Source organism: Actinomycetospora cinnamomea, assembly GCF_003096675.1.
GTDB classification, from domain to species: Bacteria; Actinomycetota; Actinomycetes; order Mycobacteriales; family Pseudonocardiaceae; genus Actinomycetospora; species Actinomycetospora cinnamomea.
Genome location: NZ_QEKW01000012.1, coordinates 12,463 through 26,010, shown reverse-complemented (window position 1 = coordinate 26,010; position 13,548 = coordinate 12,463). Strand labels below are relative to the sequence as shown.

General features: G+C 76.3%; 20 protein-coding genes. 6 read left to right on the top strand and 14 right to left on the bottom strand.

Features of this window, described 5'->3' with window-relative positions; all coding sequences use genetic code 11:
* Positions 1-42 precede the first annotated feature (42 nt).
* Both C8D89_RS19955 and C8D89_RS19950 read left to right on the top strand, forming a co-directional pair.
* A complete protein-coding gene (locus C8D89_RS19955; protein WP_116709883.1) occupies positions 43-288 on the top strand; it encodes a hypothetical protein in 246 nt (81 codons plus the stop codon).
* Positions 285-1,025 (top strand): DUF4386 domain-containing protein, encoded by a 741-nt coding sequence (locus C8D89_RS19950; RefSeq protein ID WP_243418256.1) that lies wholly within the window; start codon positions 285-287, stop codon positions 1,023-1,025. The genes C8D89_RS19955 and C8D89_RS19950 overlap by 4 nt, the downstream gene beginning before the upstream one ends.
* On the opposite strand, the gene C8D89_RS19945 is transcribed toward C8D89_RS19950, so the two are convergent.
* Positions 1,012-1,419: an avidin/streptavidin family protein gene (locus C8D89_RS19945; RefSeq protein ID WP_116709882.1), complete on the bottom strand. Its 408-nt coding sequence runs from the start codon at positions 1,417-1,419 to the stop codon at positions 1,012-1,014. The two genes, C8D89_RS19950 and C8D89_RS19945, sit on opposite strands and share 14 nt — an antisense overlap.
* Positions 1,420-1,661: 242 nt before the next feature.
* On the bottom strand, positions 1,662-3,041 hold the full coding sequence (locus tag C8D89_RS19940; RefSeq protein WP_116709881.1) for a phosphoribosyltransferase family protein: 1,380 nt from the start codon (positions 3,039-3,041) through the stop codon (positions 1,662-1,664).
* Positions 3,042-3,311: 270 nt separating this feature from the next.
* Between C8D89_RS19940 and C8D89_RS19935 the strand changes: the two genes are divergently transcribed.
* The 3 genes from C8D89_RS19935 (at position 3,312) to C8D89_RS19925 (ending at position 5,657) form a co-directional block, all read left to right on the top strand.
* Positions 3,312-3,875, top strand: coding sequence for an Hsp20/alpha crystallin family protein (locus tag C8D89_RS19935; protein WP_116709880.1), 564 nt, complete (start codon positions 3,312-3,314; stop codon positions 3,873-3,875).
* A 385-nt stretch (positions 3,876-4,260) separates the two neighbouring features.
* Complete coding sequence (locus C8D89_RS19930; protein ID WP_116709879.1) at positions 4,261-4,695, top strand: CBS domain-containing protein; 435 nt, start codon at positions 4,261-4,263, stop codon at positions 4,693-4,695.
* Between the two features lie 92 nt (positions 4,696-4,787).
* Positions 4,788-5,657, top strand: coding sequence for a CBS domain-containing protein (locus C8D89_RS19925; protein WP_116709878.1), 870 nt, complete (start codon positions 4,788-4,790; stop codon positions 5,655-5,657).
* A gap of 9 nt (positions 5,658-5,666) precedes the next feature.
* Here the strand turns inward: C8D89_RS19925 and C8D89_RS19920 are convergent, their stop codons facing one another.
* The 4 genes from C8D89_RS19920 to C8D89_RS19905 form a co-directional block, all read right to left on the bottom strand.
* On the bottom strand, positions 5,667-7,004 hold the full coding sequence (locus C8D89_RS19920) for an RNA polymerase sigma factor (protein WP_116709877.1): 1,338 nt from the start codon (positions 7,002-7,004) through the stop codon (positions 5,667-5,669).
* Positions 7,001-7,345, bottom strand: a complete 345-nt coding sequence (locus C8D89_RS19915) for a YciI family protein (RefSeq protein WP_116709876.1) — start codon at positions 7,343-7,345, stop codon at positions 7,001-7,003. Before C8D89_RS19915 ends, C8D89_RS19920 begins: the two co-directional genes overlap by 4 nt.
* Before the next feature lie 102 nt (positions 7,346-7,447).
* Positions 7,448-7,867 carry a DUF6958 family protein gene (locus C8D89_RS19910; protein ID WP_116709875.1) on the bottom strand — a complete coding sequence of 140 codons (420 nt, stop codon included), beginning with the start codon at positions 7,865-7,867 and terminating at the stop codon, positions 7,448-7,450.
* 7 nt (positions 7,868-7,874) lie between these two features.
* Positions 7,875-8,348: an SRPBCC family protein gene (locus C8D89_RS19905; RefSeq protein ID WP_165825820.1), complete on the bottom strand. Its 474-nt coding sequence runs from the start codon at positions 8,346-8,348 to the stop codon at positions 7,875-7,877.
* Between the two features lie 49 nt (positions 8,349-8,397).
* Between C8D89_RS19905 and C8D89_RS19900 the strand changes: the two genes are divergently transcribed.
* Positions 8,398-8,868: a MarR family winged helix-turn-helix transcriptional regulator gene (locus tag C8D89_RS19900; protein ID WP_116709874.1), complete on the top strand. Its 471-nt coding sequence runs from the start codon at positions 8,398-8,400 to the stop codon at positions 8,866-8,868.
* A 15-nt stretch (positions 8,869-8,883) separates the two neighbouring features.
* Here the strand turns inward: C8D89_RS19900 and C8D89_RS19895 are convergent, their stop codons facing one another.
* The 8 genes from C8D89_RS19895 to C8D89_RS29845 all read right to left on the bottom strand — a co-directional run bounded on the left by C8D89_RS19895 (position 8,884) and on the right by C8D89_RS29845 (position 13,474).
* Positions 8,884-9,516: an NADPH-dependent F420 reductase gene (locus tag C8D89_RS19895; protein WP_116709873.1), complete on the bottom strand. Its 633-nt coding sequence runs from the start codon at positions 9,514-9,516 to the stop codon at positions 8,884-8,886.
* 12 nt (positions 9,517-9,528) lie between these two features.
* Entirely contained in the window at positions 9,529-10,326 is a 798-nt protein-coding gene (locus tag C8D89_RS19890) for a DUF6544 family protein (RefSeq protein ID WP_116709872.1), read from the bottom strand.
* The gene (locus tag C8D89_RS19885) at positions 10,323-10,631 is read right to left on the bottom strand and encodes a hypothetical protein (RefSeq protein ID WP_116709871.1); all 309 of its coding nucleotides are present in this window, start codon (positions 10,629-10,631) and stop codon (positions 10,323-10,325) included. The genes C8D89_RS19890 and C8D89_RS19885 overlap by 4 nt, the downstream gene beginning before the upstream one ends.
* A 99-nt stretch (positions 10,632-10,730) precedes the next feature.
* On the bottom strand, positions 10,731-11,660 hold the full coding sequence (locus tag C8D89_RS19880) for a universal stress protein (RefSeq protein ID WP_207787330.1): 930 nt from the start codon (positions 11,658-11,660) through the stop codon (positions 10,731-10,733).
* Positions 11,661-11,668: 8 nt separating this feature from the next.
* Complete coding sequence (locus tag C8D89_RS29850; protein WP_207787329.1) at positions 11,669-11,869, bottom strand: hypothetical protein; 201 nt, start codon at positions 11,867-11,869, stop codon at positions 11,669-11,671.
* Between the two features lie 110 nt (positions 11,870-11,979).
* Positions 11,980-12,723, bottom strand: coding sequence for a universal stress protein (locus C8D89_RS19875; RefSeq protein ID WP_165825819.1), 744 nt, complete (start codon positions 12,721-12,723; stop codon positions 11,980-11,982).
* Positions 12,717-12,899, bottom strand: coding sequence for a hypothetical protein (locus C8D89_RS19870; protein ID WP_116709868.1), 183 nt, complete (start codon positions 12,897-12,899; stop codon positions 12,717-12,719). The genes C8D89_RS19875 and C8D89_RS19870 overlap by 7 nt, the downstream gene beginning before the upstream one ends.
* Positions 12,896-13,474, bottom strand: coding sequence for a MarR family winged helix-turn-helix transcriptional regulator (locus tag C8D89_RS29845; protein ID WP_207787328.1), 579 nt, complete (start codon positions 13,472-13,474; stop codon positions 12,896-12,898). The genes C8D89_RS19870 and C8D89_RS29845 overlap by 4 nt, the downstream gene beginning before the upstream one ends.
* Between the last annotated feature and the right edge of the window lie 74 nt (positions 13,475-13,548).

Sequence of the window (13,548 nt, the reverse complement as noted above, 5' to 3'; positions counted from 1 at the left end):
GTGGTGAGGCCCGCTCACCACGTCGGCGCCCATCGTCACGGCATGAGCAGCAGCGGACCACAACGCTACGAGATCCGGGTGCGGCGACATCTCGGCCCCCGCTGGGCCTCGTGGTTCGACGGCATGGCGCTCGTCCCCCAGGACGACGGCACCACGGTCATCGACGGCCCCATCGCCGACCAGCCCGCGCTCCACGGCCTGCTCCGCACGATCAGCGACCTCGGCGTGCCCCTCGTCTCCGTCACCGCGACCGACGAGCCGGCCCACACCTCCAGGAGGACCCCGTGACCACCGACGTCCACACCACCCACGACATCCGGTCGACCACACGCCGGACGGACCCGATGAGGAAGGTGGCCCTCGCCGGCGGCCTGCTCTACCTCGTCACCTTCGCCGCCTCGATCCCCCAGCTCGCGCTCTTCGCCGACCTCGTCGCCGACCCCGTGGGCTTCGTCCGCTCCCCCGGCAGCGACACCGCCGTGCTGTGGGGGTCGTGGCTCGAGATCGTCACCGCGTTCGCCGGCATCGGCACCGCCGTCGCGCTCTACCCGGTCGCCCGCCGGATCAGCCGGACCGCGGCGATCGGCTTCGTGACCTCCCGCGTCGTCGAGGCCACCATGATCCTCGTCGGAGTCCTGTGCGTGCTGACCGTCGTGGCCCTGCGCGGCGACCTCGCGTCCGCCGTCGGCGCGCAGGCGGACGCCCTCGGCGTCGTCGGCCAGGCCCTGGTCGAGGTCCGTCAGTGGTCGTTCCTGGTGGGTCCGGGCCTGATCCCCGGCCTCAACGCCCTGTTCCTCGGCTATGTGATGTACCGGTCGCGGCTGGTCCCCCGCGTCATCCCGGCGGTCGGCCTCATCGGCGCCCCGCTGATCATCGTGTCGGCGACCGCGACGATGTTCGGCGCCTGGGACCAGGTGTCCCTCGCCGGCAGCCTGTGCGCGCTGCCCATCGCCCTGTGGGAGTTCTCCCTGGGCGTGTGGCTGACCGTGAAGGGCTTCCGTCCGACGACCCTCACGATCGACTGACCGCGTCGGCCGACGCGCTGTCCCCCGGCCGCACCGTCGCGTCCAGGCGGATGAACAGGTCCTGACCGACGCGCGTGGAGCACCACCCGGTGTGCTCGGCGCCCTCGGCGGTCAGCAGCCAGGTGGCGTGCACCAGGTCGGCCTCGGGGTCGTAACGGCCGCACCACGTCGTGACCGAGTGGGAGTTGCCGCGCTCGTTGTTCCACACCACCGTCCACCCCACCGCCGCGTGCGCGTCCGCGGGTGGCGCCGGGTCGAAGCGCCCCGCGAGGGGATAGCGCCCCGCGGCACGGCCGACGTGCGACTCGTAGGTGCCGGTGAGCAGACCGTCGGGCGACGCGACCAGCCTCATCGTCGCGCCGAGCTCGTTGCGCCAGGCGCCTTCCGGTCCCATGAGCTCCTCCTCGAGGGCGGCACCCGTCGCCGGCCCCGGTGGGTGGTCGGGGCCGTCTGGGGTGGTGCCGGACGCCGTCCCCGGTGCGACGAAGGGACGGCGTCCGGCGGCCCGCGCGGGTGCGGCGGCGCGCGCCGCGACGGGCGGCGCAGTCGACCCCCGCCCGCGCCGGGCCGGGTCGCGCCGTGTGACCGGCCGCGGCGCCGATCCCCTCGTACCGCCCGGTTCGGAGCGACCCGTGGTCACGGTGACCCGGCGCGGACGACGTCGGCAGGGTCGAAGGTCCCGGCGCCGACGGGGCCACCGTCGGCCCCTGTGGGCACCGCCGGCAGGTGGCGCGCGAACCAGTCGCAGGCCAGCTCGGCCGCCCGGGTCGGTGCCCCGTGCGGGACGTGCTCCCCATCGGCCCGCCCGGTGCCCGCCACCACCCGGAGCCGGCTGTTCGGCGGGAGCGCCTGCCGCGCGCGGCGGTTGAGGTCGACCAGCACCGGGTCGCGGTCGCCGACGATCAGCAGGACCGGTGCCACGATCCGCGGAAGCTCCGGGGCCACGAGGTCGGGGCGACCGTTGCCACACACCACCGCGTCGACGTCGTCACGCCGGGCGGCGGTGGCCAGCGCCGCCGCGCCCGCGGTGCTCTCCGCGAGCAGGCCGACAGGCAGTCCACGGCAGGTCGGGCGACGGCGGACGTCGGTGAGGGCCGCGCCCAGACGTGTCGCGAGCATCCCGGTCCGGAAGACGCGCTCGCGGACGAGCTCCTCACGCGGTGCGAGCAGGTCGACCACGAACGTCGCCATACCGGCGGCACGGAGACTCCGTGCGGTCTCCCGGTGCCGGGGGTCGAAGCGGCTGCTCCCGCTCGCGTGGGCGAACACGACCAGCCCGGTCGCCTCGACGGGCACCACGAGGTGCCCCGAGACGGCGACCCGGTCCACCCGGATGTCGACGTGGGCCACCGGCTCGCCGTCGATCGGCCGGGTGGACCGCACCGGGCCGCGCCGGCCCAGGACGGCGAGGACCTCGTCGTCGTCGACGGGCGGATGGACGGCGTAGTCCTCGCCGAGCGCACGGAGCTCGCGGGCCACCTCGAGCACGACGACCTCGTCAGCCACCTCCCGCAGACCGGCCATCACGCCGACCGGGCAGAACGGGACCGCCAGCACGATCCGCGACGCACCGCGCGCACGGACCGAGCGACAGGCCGCCCGGGCGCTGCTCCCGGTGACCGCGCCCTCGTCCACGACCACCGCGGTCCGACCCTCGATCGGCTCGGGCGGCCGCACGGACCGGTAGCGCGCCACGAGCCGCGTCACGGTCTCCCGCTCGCGGCGCTCGACCTCGGCCAGCTCCGCCTCCCCGGCGCCCACCGCGCGCACCACGCCGTCGTCGACCACCAGGGTCCCGTCCTCGCCGACCGCGCCCAGCCCCGTGCCCGGCTGGAAGGGCACGCCCAGCCTGCGGGTCACGACCACGTCCAACGGCGCACCGAGGGCACGGGCCACGACCGCGGCGACCGGCACGCCGCTGCGCGCGATCCCGAGCACCACCCCGTCCCGACCCGCCCGGTCGTGCAGGCGGTCGGCCAGCCGCCGTCCGGCGTCCTCGCGGTCGTAGAACTTCATGAGTCCCTCCCGGAGTCCCGGCGGCGGACCCGACGGGCGGTCGAGCCGAGATCGCGAGCGTCCTCCGCGGTGCCGGCCGGTCCCAGGAGCGATCGGTCCCCGTCCGCCGGGCCGTCCGTCCCGGACCCGGCGCGACGGACCGGCGCGAGAGCGTTCCGGGTCCCTCGGTCGCCTCCCGACGGGCCCACCGGCCCTGCTCCGCGCGCGTCGACGGTGGCGGTCTGGTGTCCCGGTCCGCACGGCCGGGACGCGACCGACGGGAGGAGCACCATGGGCACGCCGACCCGAGCACGACGCACCGGGACCGAGGAGCGGCCCGACACACCGGCGGAGGCCGCCACCGACGCCACGGCCGAGGGCACCACACCCGAGGCGCAGAGCGAGAGCGGTACGGCACCTCCGGAGGCGTCGGGCGGCGTGACCGGCGCCCTTCTCCGCGGCGTCCGCGCCGTCGGCGGGGCGATGAGTGCGCCGGTGACCGACAGCCTGCTCGGACGGCGCCCCCGGGCCTCGATCACGGTGGACGAGCGCGTCGACGAGGACACCCTCGTCGTCGAGGCGGAGCTGCCCGGGCTCACCCCCGACGACATCCGCGTCGCCGTGGAGGGCGGACGGCTGCTGCTGCGGGCGGAGCGCGAGGCCCGGCCCGGCGGACTGCGTCGCCGGGAGCGGCGGACGGGGACCCTGTCCCGCGAGCTGGCGCTGCCGCCGCACACCGACCCGACAGCGATCACCGCGTCCTACGCCGACGGGCTGCTGATCGTCCGCGTCCCGCTGCCCGCGCCCCCGACGCCGGTCGAGCGCGTCGAGATTCCCGTGTCGCACCGCCGCTGATCGCCGCCATGACGACGGCACCCGACCGGTCCCCGACGGAGGCGTACGACCTGGTCGCGCACGCCGTCGAGCTGCGCCGCCGGGGCGCATCGCCGGTGACGGTCCTCGCCGTGCTGGACTAGGCGCGCGCCTCCATCCGGCACGAACCCCGCCCCGACGTCGCCCACCACCTGTGGTGGGCGTGCCGAGCGCTCGCGGTCGTCGACCGGGACGAGGCCCGGATCGACGCTGCGCTGCGGCGCGCGGCGCGTGACCTGCTGTGACCCGCCACCGCGCGAGGCCGCGCCCTGAGCTCCGACCCCGGCGAGACGTGGACGCGACCCCGCCGTGATATCGGGACCAATGGCCCTGGTCAACGCTCTCCGCCGCGGTCGATGGTGGTGAGGTGGACACGACCGCCGTCATGAGCCCGTTCGTCGTCACCGTCGGGCCCGAGACGGCACTCGCCGACGTCGAGATGCTGCTGCTCGAGACGGGGTTCGCCACCATCCCCGTCGTCGACGCGGACCGTCACGTCGTCGGTGTCGTGCGGCCCGTCGACCTGCCGCCAACCGCGGGCCTCATTCCGCGTCCCCGGCACCAGGCCGGCACCGCGGCCGACGTCATGAGGCGCTCGGTGACCACCGCCGGCCCCGACACCACCCTGGGCGACCTCGTGCGCCTGCTGTGGCACACGGGGCTCTCCAGCGTCCCGGTCGTGGACGGCGACGAGCTCGTCGGCATCGTCGCCCGCCGCGACATCGCCACCGCCCTGGGTGCTCTCCCCGTCGACGCCCGGCGTGCCGCGCTCGCTGCGCCTGCGGCAGCGTTGGCGTCGTGACCCCGCGGGTTCCCTGACGAGGGACCACCGTGCCACCGACCCGGGAGGATCGGCCCGGGCGCCGGCCGGCCGGGTCGGCGCACGCTCGGTGCATGGTGCTCCGGGCCCGCGAGGTGATGACCCGCCGCGTCGTGACGGCCATGCCGCAGACCCCGCTCACGTGGGTCCGGGACGTGCTGGCCGAGAACCGCTTCAGCGCCCTGCCCGTCGTGGACGAGAGGCACCGCCTGGTCGGCATCGTCACCACCCTCGACGTCCTGCGCGCCGACGCCGGGGGCGGGCTCGCCGGCAAGCGGGTCGGCGCTGTGATGACGCGCAATCCGATGCACATGACCCCCGATGCGGACGTGCGCATCATCGCCCACCGGCTGCGCCGTTACGGCGAGCGCCGGGTGATGCCGATCGTCGAGCACGGTGTGCTCGCCGGGATCGTCACCCGCGGGGATCTGCTGCGCCGCCCGGCCACGGGCGGGCCCGTCGGACGGTGGTGGCACCGCCTCCGGCACCCCGAGCGGAGGCATCTGATCGGCTGGGGCGACGAGGAGCGCGCCGGGCGTTGCGCCGCCGACCTGATGACGCCGCTCGAGGACGTCCTCTGGGTCGAGGAGACCACCCCGACGGCGGTGGCCGCCGCGCTACTGGCCGAGAACCGCCTGACCGCGCTGCCCGTGCTGGACGAGGACGACCACCTGGTCGGCATAGTGAGCGAGGCCGACCTCGTGCCCGATCGTCTCACCGGGCGGCGCACGGCGGCCCCGACGACGGTCGGCGGGATCATGAGCGCCGACACGATCTCCGTGCGGGACCGGGCACCGGTCGAGGACCTCGTCCGCGCCGTGGCGGCCCGCGGCCTGCGGCTCGTCCCGGTCGTCGACGCGGACGACCGCGTCGTTGGCGTCGTGAGCCGCGGGGACCTGCTGCGCGCCGAGCAGACGACCGAGCAGACGACCGAGCGGCGGTGAGCACGCCGGTCACGCCGGCCGCGGGCGGTCCGGTCCGTCCCCTCGGGACCCGTTCGCGATCTTCGTGCTCCCCGGCCCGTGGGACGCGTCGGTGCTGCTCACCGGTCTCAGCAGCGCGACGCGTCGGTGTAGGTCGTCGCGCCGGGCCGCGTTGGTCTCGGCGGCGAGGGCGAGGTCGACGGCGTCGCGCGCGTCGGCGTCCCGTCCGAGTCGGGCGAGCAGCAGGGCGCGCGAGGCGAGCCAGGGCGCGTAGTCCCCGAGACCGTCGACGGCGTCCACAGCCGCAAGGCCGGCCGCGGGCCCGTCGCGCTCGCCGATCGCGACCGCGCGGTTCAGTCGCTCGACGGGACCGTCGCGGACGGTGAGCAGGACGTCGTACCAGGACACGATCGCGGCCCAGTCGGTCTCGGGCGGGCTCGGGGCGAGGGCGTGGCAGGCCGCGATCGCCGCCTGGGTGAGGTAGGGGTCGGGCCGGTCGGGACAGCGGCGCAGCCCACGCCCGATGAGGGCGACGGCCTCCACGATCTCCTCGCGGTGCCAGCGGGCCCGGTCCTGCTCGGCGAGCAGCACCGGCCGCCCCTCGGCGTCGACGCGCGCGTCGCGGCGGGAGTGCTGGAGCAGCAACAGGGCGAGGAGCCCGATCGCGGTTGGCTCGTCGGGCAGCAGGTCGTGCACGAGACGCGCCAGCCGGACCGCCTCCGCGGCGAGGTCGGCGCGCAGGGGCACGTCGCCGGACGTGGCCGAGTAGCCCTCGTTGAACAGGAAGTACACGGTGGCCGCCACGCCGAGCAGGCGATCGGACAGCTCGTGGGCGTCCGGCACGCGGTAGGGGATCCCGGCCCGGGCGATCTTCTGCTTGGTCCGCGTGATCCTCTTGCCCATGGTCGCCTCGCCCACCAGGAGCGCCCGGGCGACCTCCGCCGTGCTCAGGCCGCACAGGGTGCGCAGGGCCAGCGCCACCTGGGCCGACGGCTCCAGCGCCGGATGGCAGCAGGTGAAGACCAGGCGGAGCAGGTCGTCGTCGATCGTGTCGTCGTCCCGCTCCCCGGGTGGCGGCAGGAGGTCCACGGCGGACGCCTCCTTCTCGGCGCGCCGGCGCTCGCGCCGAAGCAGATCGATGGCGCACCGGCGGGCGGTCACGATCAGCCAGGCACGGGGCTGCGCGGGGACGCCCGTGCGGGGCCACGTCGCCAGCGCGCGCTCGACGGCGTCGGCGACGGCGTCCTCGGCGACCTGCCAGTCGCCGACGGTGCGGATGAGGGTGGCCAGCACACGCCGGCCCTCGTCGCGCACGAGGCGGACGAGGGTGGCGTGGCCGTCGAATTGGCCGTCGTGGTGCTCGGTCACATCGGGATGACGGGCCGGACCTCGACCACGCCGTGCCACGCGGCGGGGATCCTCGCCGCGGTGGCGACGGCTTCGTCGAGGTCGCTGCACTCGAGCAGGTAGAAGCCCGTCAGCACCTCCTTGGTCTCCGCGTACGGGCCGTCTCCGGTCACGACGTCGCCCCCCTTGCCGCCCGAGACCCGGACCGTGGTGGCGGTGGACGTCGGGTAGAGCGCGGCCCCACCGCGGATCACGGCCGCCGCGCCGCGGCCGAACTCCCCGTACTCCGCCATCTCCTCGGCGTGCTCGGGGGCCGTCCAGTCGACGTCGGCGGCGTAGATCAGTGCTGCGTAGGTCGTCATGATCTCTCCTATTGGGTCCGGCCGGCTCCATCATCCGGCGACACCCGATGGACGAACAGCACGCGCCGGGACGGACACCCCGGCGCAGATTTCTCCCGGCCGCTACCGACGGGGCGCCCTGCGAATGCGCTGCGGACTCGCCCCCGGCACCCGCTCGATCTCGCGCCGCGCCTCGAGGTCGACCTTGGTGAAGGTGCAGTAGTTGCGCGTGCGCCCACCCGGGAACAGCGGGTGGGTGGCGTAGCGCTCCTGCGCGGCGCGGACCACGTCGCGCAGGGCGATGCTGCCGTCCTCGCCCGCCTCGTCGTCGATCATCTCCAGGATGTGGGCCCGCATCAGCTCGTACTGCGCGCGGTCCATGGTCCAGCCGTCCAGGCCGTCGGGCCGTGTGGCATTGAAGATCTCGACGCGGCCGCGCTCGCGGGCGATCGCGTCCGCGTGCCAGGCCCGCTCGGAGACCGGGCCGCTGTGAGGGTTGCTGTGAGGGTCACTGTGCGCGTCGCGGTGCGTGTCGCGGTCCACGTCCGGCTCAGTCCCGCCGGGCCGGGGCCTGCTCGACGTGGGCCTTGAGCCGCTCGAGGTCCTCGTCGTGGAGGCGACGGATGCGGCGGCCCATCAGCCGTTCCACGAGCTGCCGCACGCCGGGCGGGAGCGGGGCCGTGGCACGGAAGTCGAGGTGGACACGGGTGCGCGTCCCGTCGACCGGCTCGAGCCGGAAGTCGACCTCCGGGGTCATCACCCGCCCGCCGGGGCCCTCGTTGCGCAGCCGGTACGAGACCCGCCCCGGCTCCACCGCGGCCAGGCGCTGGCGCCCCTTCTCGGCCCCGGCGCCGTCGCGGAACACGATGGCCGAACCGAGCGAGCGCCCGTCGCCGTCGATCGCGCAGCGGTAGCCGGTGGCGTCGGGCCAGGCCGACCACTCCACGAGGCGGTGCTCGTCGGCCACGGCCTCCTGCACCTGCGGCAGCCGCCGGTCGACGACGATGCTCCTCGTCCACTCCATCGTTCTGCCCTCCGTTGGTTCGATCGGTGAACGATGAGACGATGGAACCATGACCTCGCCCGACCCGCACCTCGACGCCCCGCTGCTGCTGGTCTGCCGGGAGCTCGTCCGCGCCATGGACGAGTTCGACGAGGCCGCGTGCGTCGCGCTGGGGCTGGGGCGCAGCGACCTGCGCGCGCTGAACCTGCTCGAGCACGGGCCGCTCCGCCCGTCGACGCTGGCCCGCCGCCTCGGACGGACCCGCCCCGCCGTGACGGCGCTGATCGGTCGGCTCGAGGAGGCCGGCTACGTGTCGCGGACGTCCGTCCCCGGCGATCGCCGCGCCGCCGCCGTGGAGCTCCGTCCGGCGACCTGGCAGGCGCTGGCGCGGGTCTACCGTCCGGTCGGCGAGCGGATCGGCCGGATCGACGCGGAACTCGACGATCCCGGGCGCGAGGCCGTCGTGCGGACCTTGACCGAGGTCGTCGCCTCGTTCGACGCGATCCGCTCGGGGCTGGCCGGGACGGCCGACCCGGTCTGACCGGGGGAGCGCCCGTCAGCGCAGGAGCTTGAAGGCGTGACCCCAGGTGCCGGCGGTCGCGCCGTAGCGGACCCAGGCCAGGCACATCGGCTCGAGCGCGCGGGCGGCGCTGATGTCCCCGAGATCGGCGCTGTCCCAGCCTGTGGCGGCGAGCAGGTCGACCACCGTCTGCTTGGCCTCGGCGTCGTCACCGGCCAGGAACATCGTGGGCGGCCCGCCCGGCAGCTGCGGGTCGACCATCAACGCGTTGCCCACCGTGTTGTAGGCCTTCACCACCCGGGCCTCGGGCAGGGCGCGCTGGACCTGCTCACCGAGCGAGTCGGTGTGCCCCACGAACAGCCCCGGCCGGCCGCCCTCGAAGCGGAGCGGGTTCGTCGCGTCGACGACCACCTTGCCCGCGAAGCGCTCCGGTCCGACCTGTTCCAGCACCGCCAGCGTCGCGCTGCCCCGCAGCGCCAGGGCGACCAGCTCAGCGTCCCGGACCGCCTCGCCGAAGCCCGCGACCTGCTGGCCCGTGTCCTCTGCCCACTCCTTGAGCTCCGGTCGCCCCGGGTCACCCGTCCCGAGGACGATCCGGTGGCCGTGCCGAGCCCATCCCCGACCCAGCGCCCGCCCGACGTCTCCGCTGCCCAGCACCCCGATCTGCATGCCGACCGCCGGTCACGCCGCCGCGCTCGTCGGCGTCAGGGACGTGAGGCGGAAGCGGAAGAACTCGCGACGGCGGGCGTCGGGGCGGTCGGGGTACCAGCCCACCGCACCGCTCGCCGGGACCACGGAGGTCCCGAAGAGCCTGCTCGCGAGGACACGTCCGCCGAAGGGGTGCCAGTCCCAGCGGCCGGTGCCGTCGGGGTCGCCCCACCGCATCGTGCGGAACGCCTGCAGGTGGCCGCCCTCGTCGAGGTGGAGGTGGAGGTCGACCGGGGTGTCGCCCACCCCGAACCGCACGCGCAGGTGCCGGTCGTCGAGCGCCGACCACGCGACACCCGGGCCCGGCAGCACCGCGGCGGGCGCCCAGATCGCCTCGGCACCGCAGCGCCCGGCGGCGCTGCGGGCGACGTCGGGCCCCTCGGCGTCCACCAGCGTGAGCAGGCCGGCCAGGCGCCAGTGCAGCCGCCCCGGTCCCGCGCCGCCGGTGTCGGCGCCGCGGATCAGCCCCGCGACCGTGGCCGACCAGCGGAAGCCCTGCCGCGGGGCGAGGACCTCCTCGGCCCGGAACGGCAGCCACACCCGCCCGAGCCGCAGCCGGCCCCGCATCCGCAGGCGCACCGCGGGGACGACGGGGGCACCCGGGAGCAGCGACTGTGCGAAGTACCGCACGACCGGCGCCGGCACCCGGTCCCGCAGGTCGCACGGCCAGAAGACCGTGGGCCCGACGTCGGACGCCGCGCCGGTCGCGAGCGGCGCCGACGCCGCACCCACGGCCCCGAACAGGGCGTCCAGCTCACGGGTGGTGATCATGCGCGGACCTCCGGCCGGTCGGGCACCCGCGCCGCGGCGAGGATCCGGTGGACGTCGCGGTACAGCGGCCAGGTCTCGGCGAGTTCCGCGGTCCGCAGCAGTTCGAGGAACGACGACCGGCGGGGCGGGTGCACCCGGACCCCGTCCTCGCGGTCGAGGAGGGCCGACAGGGCGCGCACCCCGCCCGACGTCCACCCCGTGACCTCCCGGAGGTCGACGGGCCCGTGCCCGGTCCGCCGAGCGTCGAGGCCGGCGACCAGACCCTCGTCGACCAGCCCTCGGAGCACCATCGCCTCGCCGTCCATGTCTCGATCCCCGCCGTCCCCGTCTCGAACGCCCTGGCCCTCGCCAGCCTGGGGAGCCCACGCAGCGGCCACCAGGGTCGTTGATCCCCGGAGGTCCCCTCACCGCACGACGGCCTCCACCCGCGGCGCCCGCAGCGGGTGGCGCGGCCCGCCGGGCGGCGGCACGACCGCGACGGGGCACGGCGCGCGATGCACCATCGTGCGGCTCACCGAGCCCAGCAGCAGCCCCGTGAAGCCCCCGCGGCCCCGCGTCCCCACCACCAGCAGCCGTGCCCCCCGCGCGCGCGAGAGCAGCACCCGCGACGGGTGCGAGCGCTCCACCACGGGGATCACCCGAACGTCGGGGTGCGTCGTCGCCCGCCCCGCGAGCTGCTCGGCGAGCACCCGGCGCTCGTCGACCGAGATCGCCCCCCAGTCCAGCAGCGGCTCGAGCTCAGGGCCGACGAGGACGTCCCACCTCGTGTGCACCGCCACCAGCGGGCATCCGGCCGCGTCCGCGGCGGCCACCGCGAAGTCGATCGCGGCCGTGCTGGCCGGCGAGCCGTCGACGCCGACCACCACGGGAGCGTCGGAGGCGGTCGGCTCCTCCCCGCGCACCACCACGACCGGACCGGCGGCGTGCGCGGCGACGGCCGTGGCCACCGATCCGGGGACGGGTCCACCGAAGGCCCCCTCGCCGTGTTCGCCGACCACGAGGAGCCCGTCGCCGGCCCGCTCGAGCAGCGTCGGCGCCGCCGGCCCCTCGACGACCTCCTCGGCGACGGCCAGGTCGGGCACGATGTCGTGGGCGGCCGTGACCGCCCGCGCGAGGTGCTCGCGCGCGCCCTCCTGGAGGTCCTGCTGGACGCGGCGCCACAGCGCCACGTCGATCAGCAGCGCCGGGTCGACGGGGACGTGCGCGAGCACCAGCCGCAGGCCGCGCCCTCCGGCCGCGGCCGCGCGGGCCGCCCAGCGGACGGCCCGGAGTGCCGCCTGCGAGCCGTCGACCCCCACCGTGATCGGCCCGGGGCCGAGGACGTCGCCGTCCACGAGCGCGCTCAGGCGGCGGCCGCGTGGCGCGGCGCCCCGTCGAGCATCCCGATGTGCACGTGGGAGAAGTCCTCGACGATGCCGTCGTCGAGGACCCGGCCGATGCGCACGCCCGCGAAGTCGGTGACCCAGCCGTCGTCGCCGGCCCGGCCGATGCCCACGCCGGCGTGGTCGACGACCCGGCGCCGGGAGTCGGTGGTGCTGTCCATCGCGGTCTCCTCTCCTCGCACGGGCCCTCGCCCGCCCGAGGAGACGCTCGACCATCGGCCGGCTCGCCGCCCGGGTCGTCCGGGCCCGACCCGGCGGGTCGATGGTCGCCCTACGCCCGGTCGTGCGGCGGGACGACCGCCACCGGGCACGCGGTCCGGCCGAGCACCGACCGGCTGACCGACCGTCCGAGCGCGGTGAGCCCCCGACGCCCCCGCGTGCCGAGCACGAGCAGCCGTGCGGAGCCGGACCAGCGGACGAGAACACCGGCCGCGCGACCCTCGGGCAGGCGGCGCTGGACCTCGACGTCCGGGTACGTGGCGCTCCAGCCCGCGAGCCGCTCGGCGAGCAGCTCCGCCTCGGGGGTCGCGGCCGGGCCGTCGGCGTCGTCGGCGCCGTCGGCGTCGTCCGCGTCGTCTGCGAAGGCCGGGGACCACTCGGGGTCGTCGAGGTCGCGCCAGACGTGGACGGCGACCAGCGGCACGGACTCGCGGTCGGCGGCGGCGAAGGCGTATCCGAGCGCGGCCTCGCCGGCCGGGGTGCCGTCGACGCCGACGACCACCGGGCCCTCCGGCCGGGGCCGCTGCCCCTCGGGCACCACGACGGTGGGACGGACCGACCGCGCGGCCAGCTCGGCGGCCACGGACCCGAGGGCGAGCCCGCCGAGCGCCCCGCGCCCGCGGCCCACGACGAGCGCCTCGGCGTCCCGAGCGGCCTCGAGGAGCCGCTCGACCGGGTCGCCGTCGCGCACCGCGGTGGACACCGCGAGCCCGGGCACCGCGCGCCGGGCCTCCTCGGCGGCGTCGGCGGGGAAGAAGGCGGACCGCACGCCGCGGGCCGGCAGGACGGTCAGCACCTGCAGGCCCGGTGCCGTCGGACCGCCTCCTCGGCGGCCCAGACGGCCGCAGCGGTGGCGTCCGGGGAGCCGTCGACCCCGACGACGAGCGGGGGCCCGGCGACCGGGAGGTCCTCGGGCACCGGGCCCGGCTGCTCACCGGTCGGTGCGGGGGTCCCCGGGCGGGCACGGTTCACGGTGTTCCTCCTGTCGACTCCGCCGTGTCGTCCGGCCCGGCGGGGGTGGGCGGGGGTGCCGGGGCCGTCGGCGCGTCCTCACCGTCGTCCGCGCCGGCCGTGTCCTCGCGCAGCAACCGGCGACGCAGCCGGTTGACGTCGGCCGCGCCATGGCGCAGGGCGGCGGCGATGCCGTCGAGCAGGGCGGCGAGCTCCTCGACGTGCTCCACAGAGGCGTCGTCCAGCGCGGACTGCACGTCGTCCTGGAACAGCCGGCCCATGAGCTCCGCGACGCGGCGGCCCCGCGGCGTGAGGTCGACGAGCGTGCTGCGGCGATCAGTCGGGTGCGGGCGGCGCACCACCAGCCCCTTGCTCTGCATCCGGTCGACCAGGGCCGTGCCCGCCGGCGGGGCGACGCCCAGCCGGGCGGCCAGGAGGGAGACCGGGCGAGGGCCTTCGCGCCCGAGGTCGGAGATGGTCAGCACCTCGCCCACGCCCAGCCCGAGCACGTCGGCGTACGCGCGCCGGTACGCGTCGACGGCCAGGACCAGGTCGCGCATCCGGTCGGGCATGTCGGCCCGGCCCGTCTCGGTCACCACGATCACCTCTCCGGAGCCTTCGTGGACCTCGCCGGACGGGCACGGGCCCGCCCCCGAGCCGGCGCGGCCCG

Bases quoted from the DNA above. Each gene is read 5' to 3' on its own strand.
- C8D89_RS19955 (WP_116709883.1), top strand. From the start codon at position 43: ATGAGCAGCAGCGGACCACAACGCTACGAGATCCGGGTGCGGCGACAT.
- C8D89_RS19945 (WP_116709882.1), bottom strand. From the start codon at position 1,419: ATGGGACCGGAAGGCGCCTGGCGCAACGAGCTCGGCGCGACGATGAGG.
- C8D89_RS19940 (WP_116709881.1), bottom strand. From the start codon at position 3,041: ATGAAGTTCTACGACCGCGAGGACGCCGGACGGCGGCTGGCCGACCGC.
- C8D89_RS19935 (WP_116709880.1), top strand. From the start codon at position 3,312: ATGGGCACGCCGACCCGAGCACGACGCACCGGGACCGAGGAGCGGCCC.
- C8D89_RS19925 (WP_116709878.1), top strand. From the start codon at position 4,788: ATGGTGCTCCGGGCCCGCGAGGTGATGACCCGCCGCGTCGTGACGGCC.
- C8D89_RS19915 (WP_116709876.1), bottom strand. From the start codon at position 7,345: ATGACGACCTACGCAGCACTGATCTACGCCGCCGACGTCGACTGGACG.
- C8D89_RS19905 (WP_165825820.1), bottom strand. From the start codon at position 8,348: ATGGAGTGGACGAGGAGCATCGTCGTCGACCGGCGGCTGCCGCAGGTG.
- C8D89_RS19900 (WP_116709874.1), top strand. From the start codon at position 8,398: ATGACCTCGCCCGACCCGCACCTCGACGCCCCGCTGCTGCTGGTCTGC.
- C8D89_RS19895 (WP_116709873.1), bottom strand. From the start codon at position 9,516: ATGCAGATCGGGGTGCTGGGCAGCGGAGACGTCGGGCGGGCGCTGGGT.
- C8D89_RS19890 (WP_116709872.1), bottom strand. From the start codon at position 10,326: ATGATCACCACCCGTGAGCTGGACGCCCTGTTCGGGGCCGTGGGTGCG.
- C8D89_RS19885 (WP_116709871.1), bottom strand. From the start codon at position 10,631: ATGGACGGCGAGGCGATGGTGCTCCGAGGGCTGGTCGACGAGGGTCTG.
- C8D89_RS29850 (WP_207787329.1), bottom strand. From the start codon at position 11,869: ATGGACAGCACCACCGACTCCCGGCGCCGGGTCGTCGACCACGCCGGC.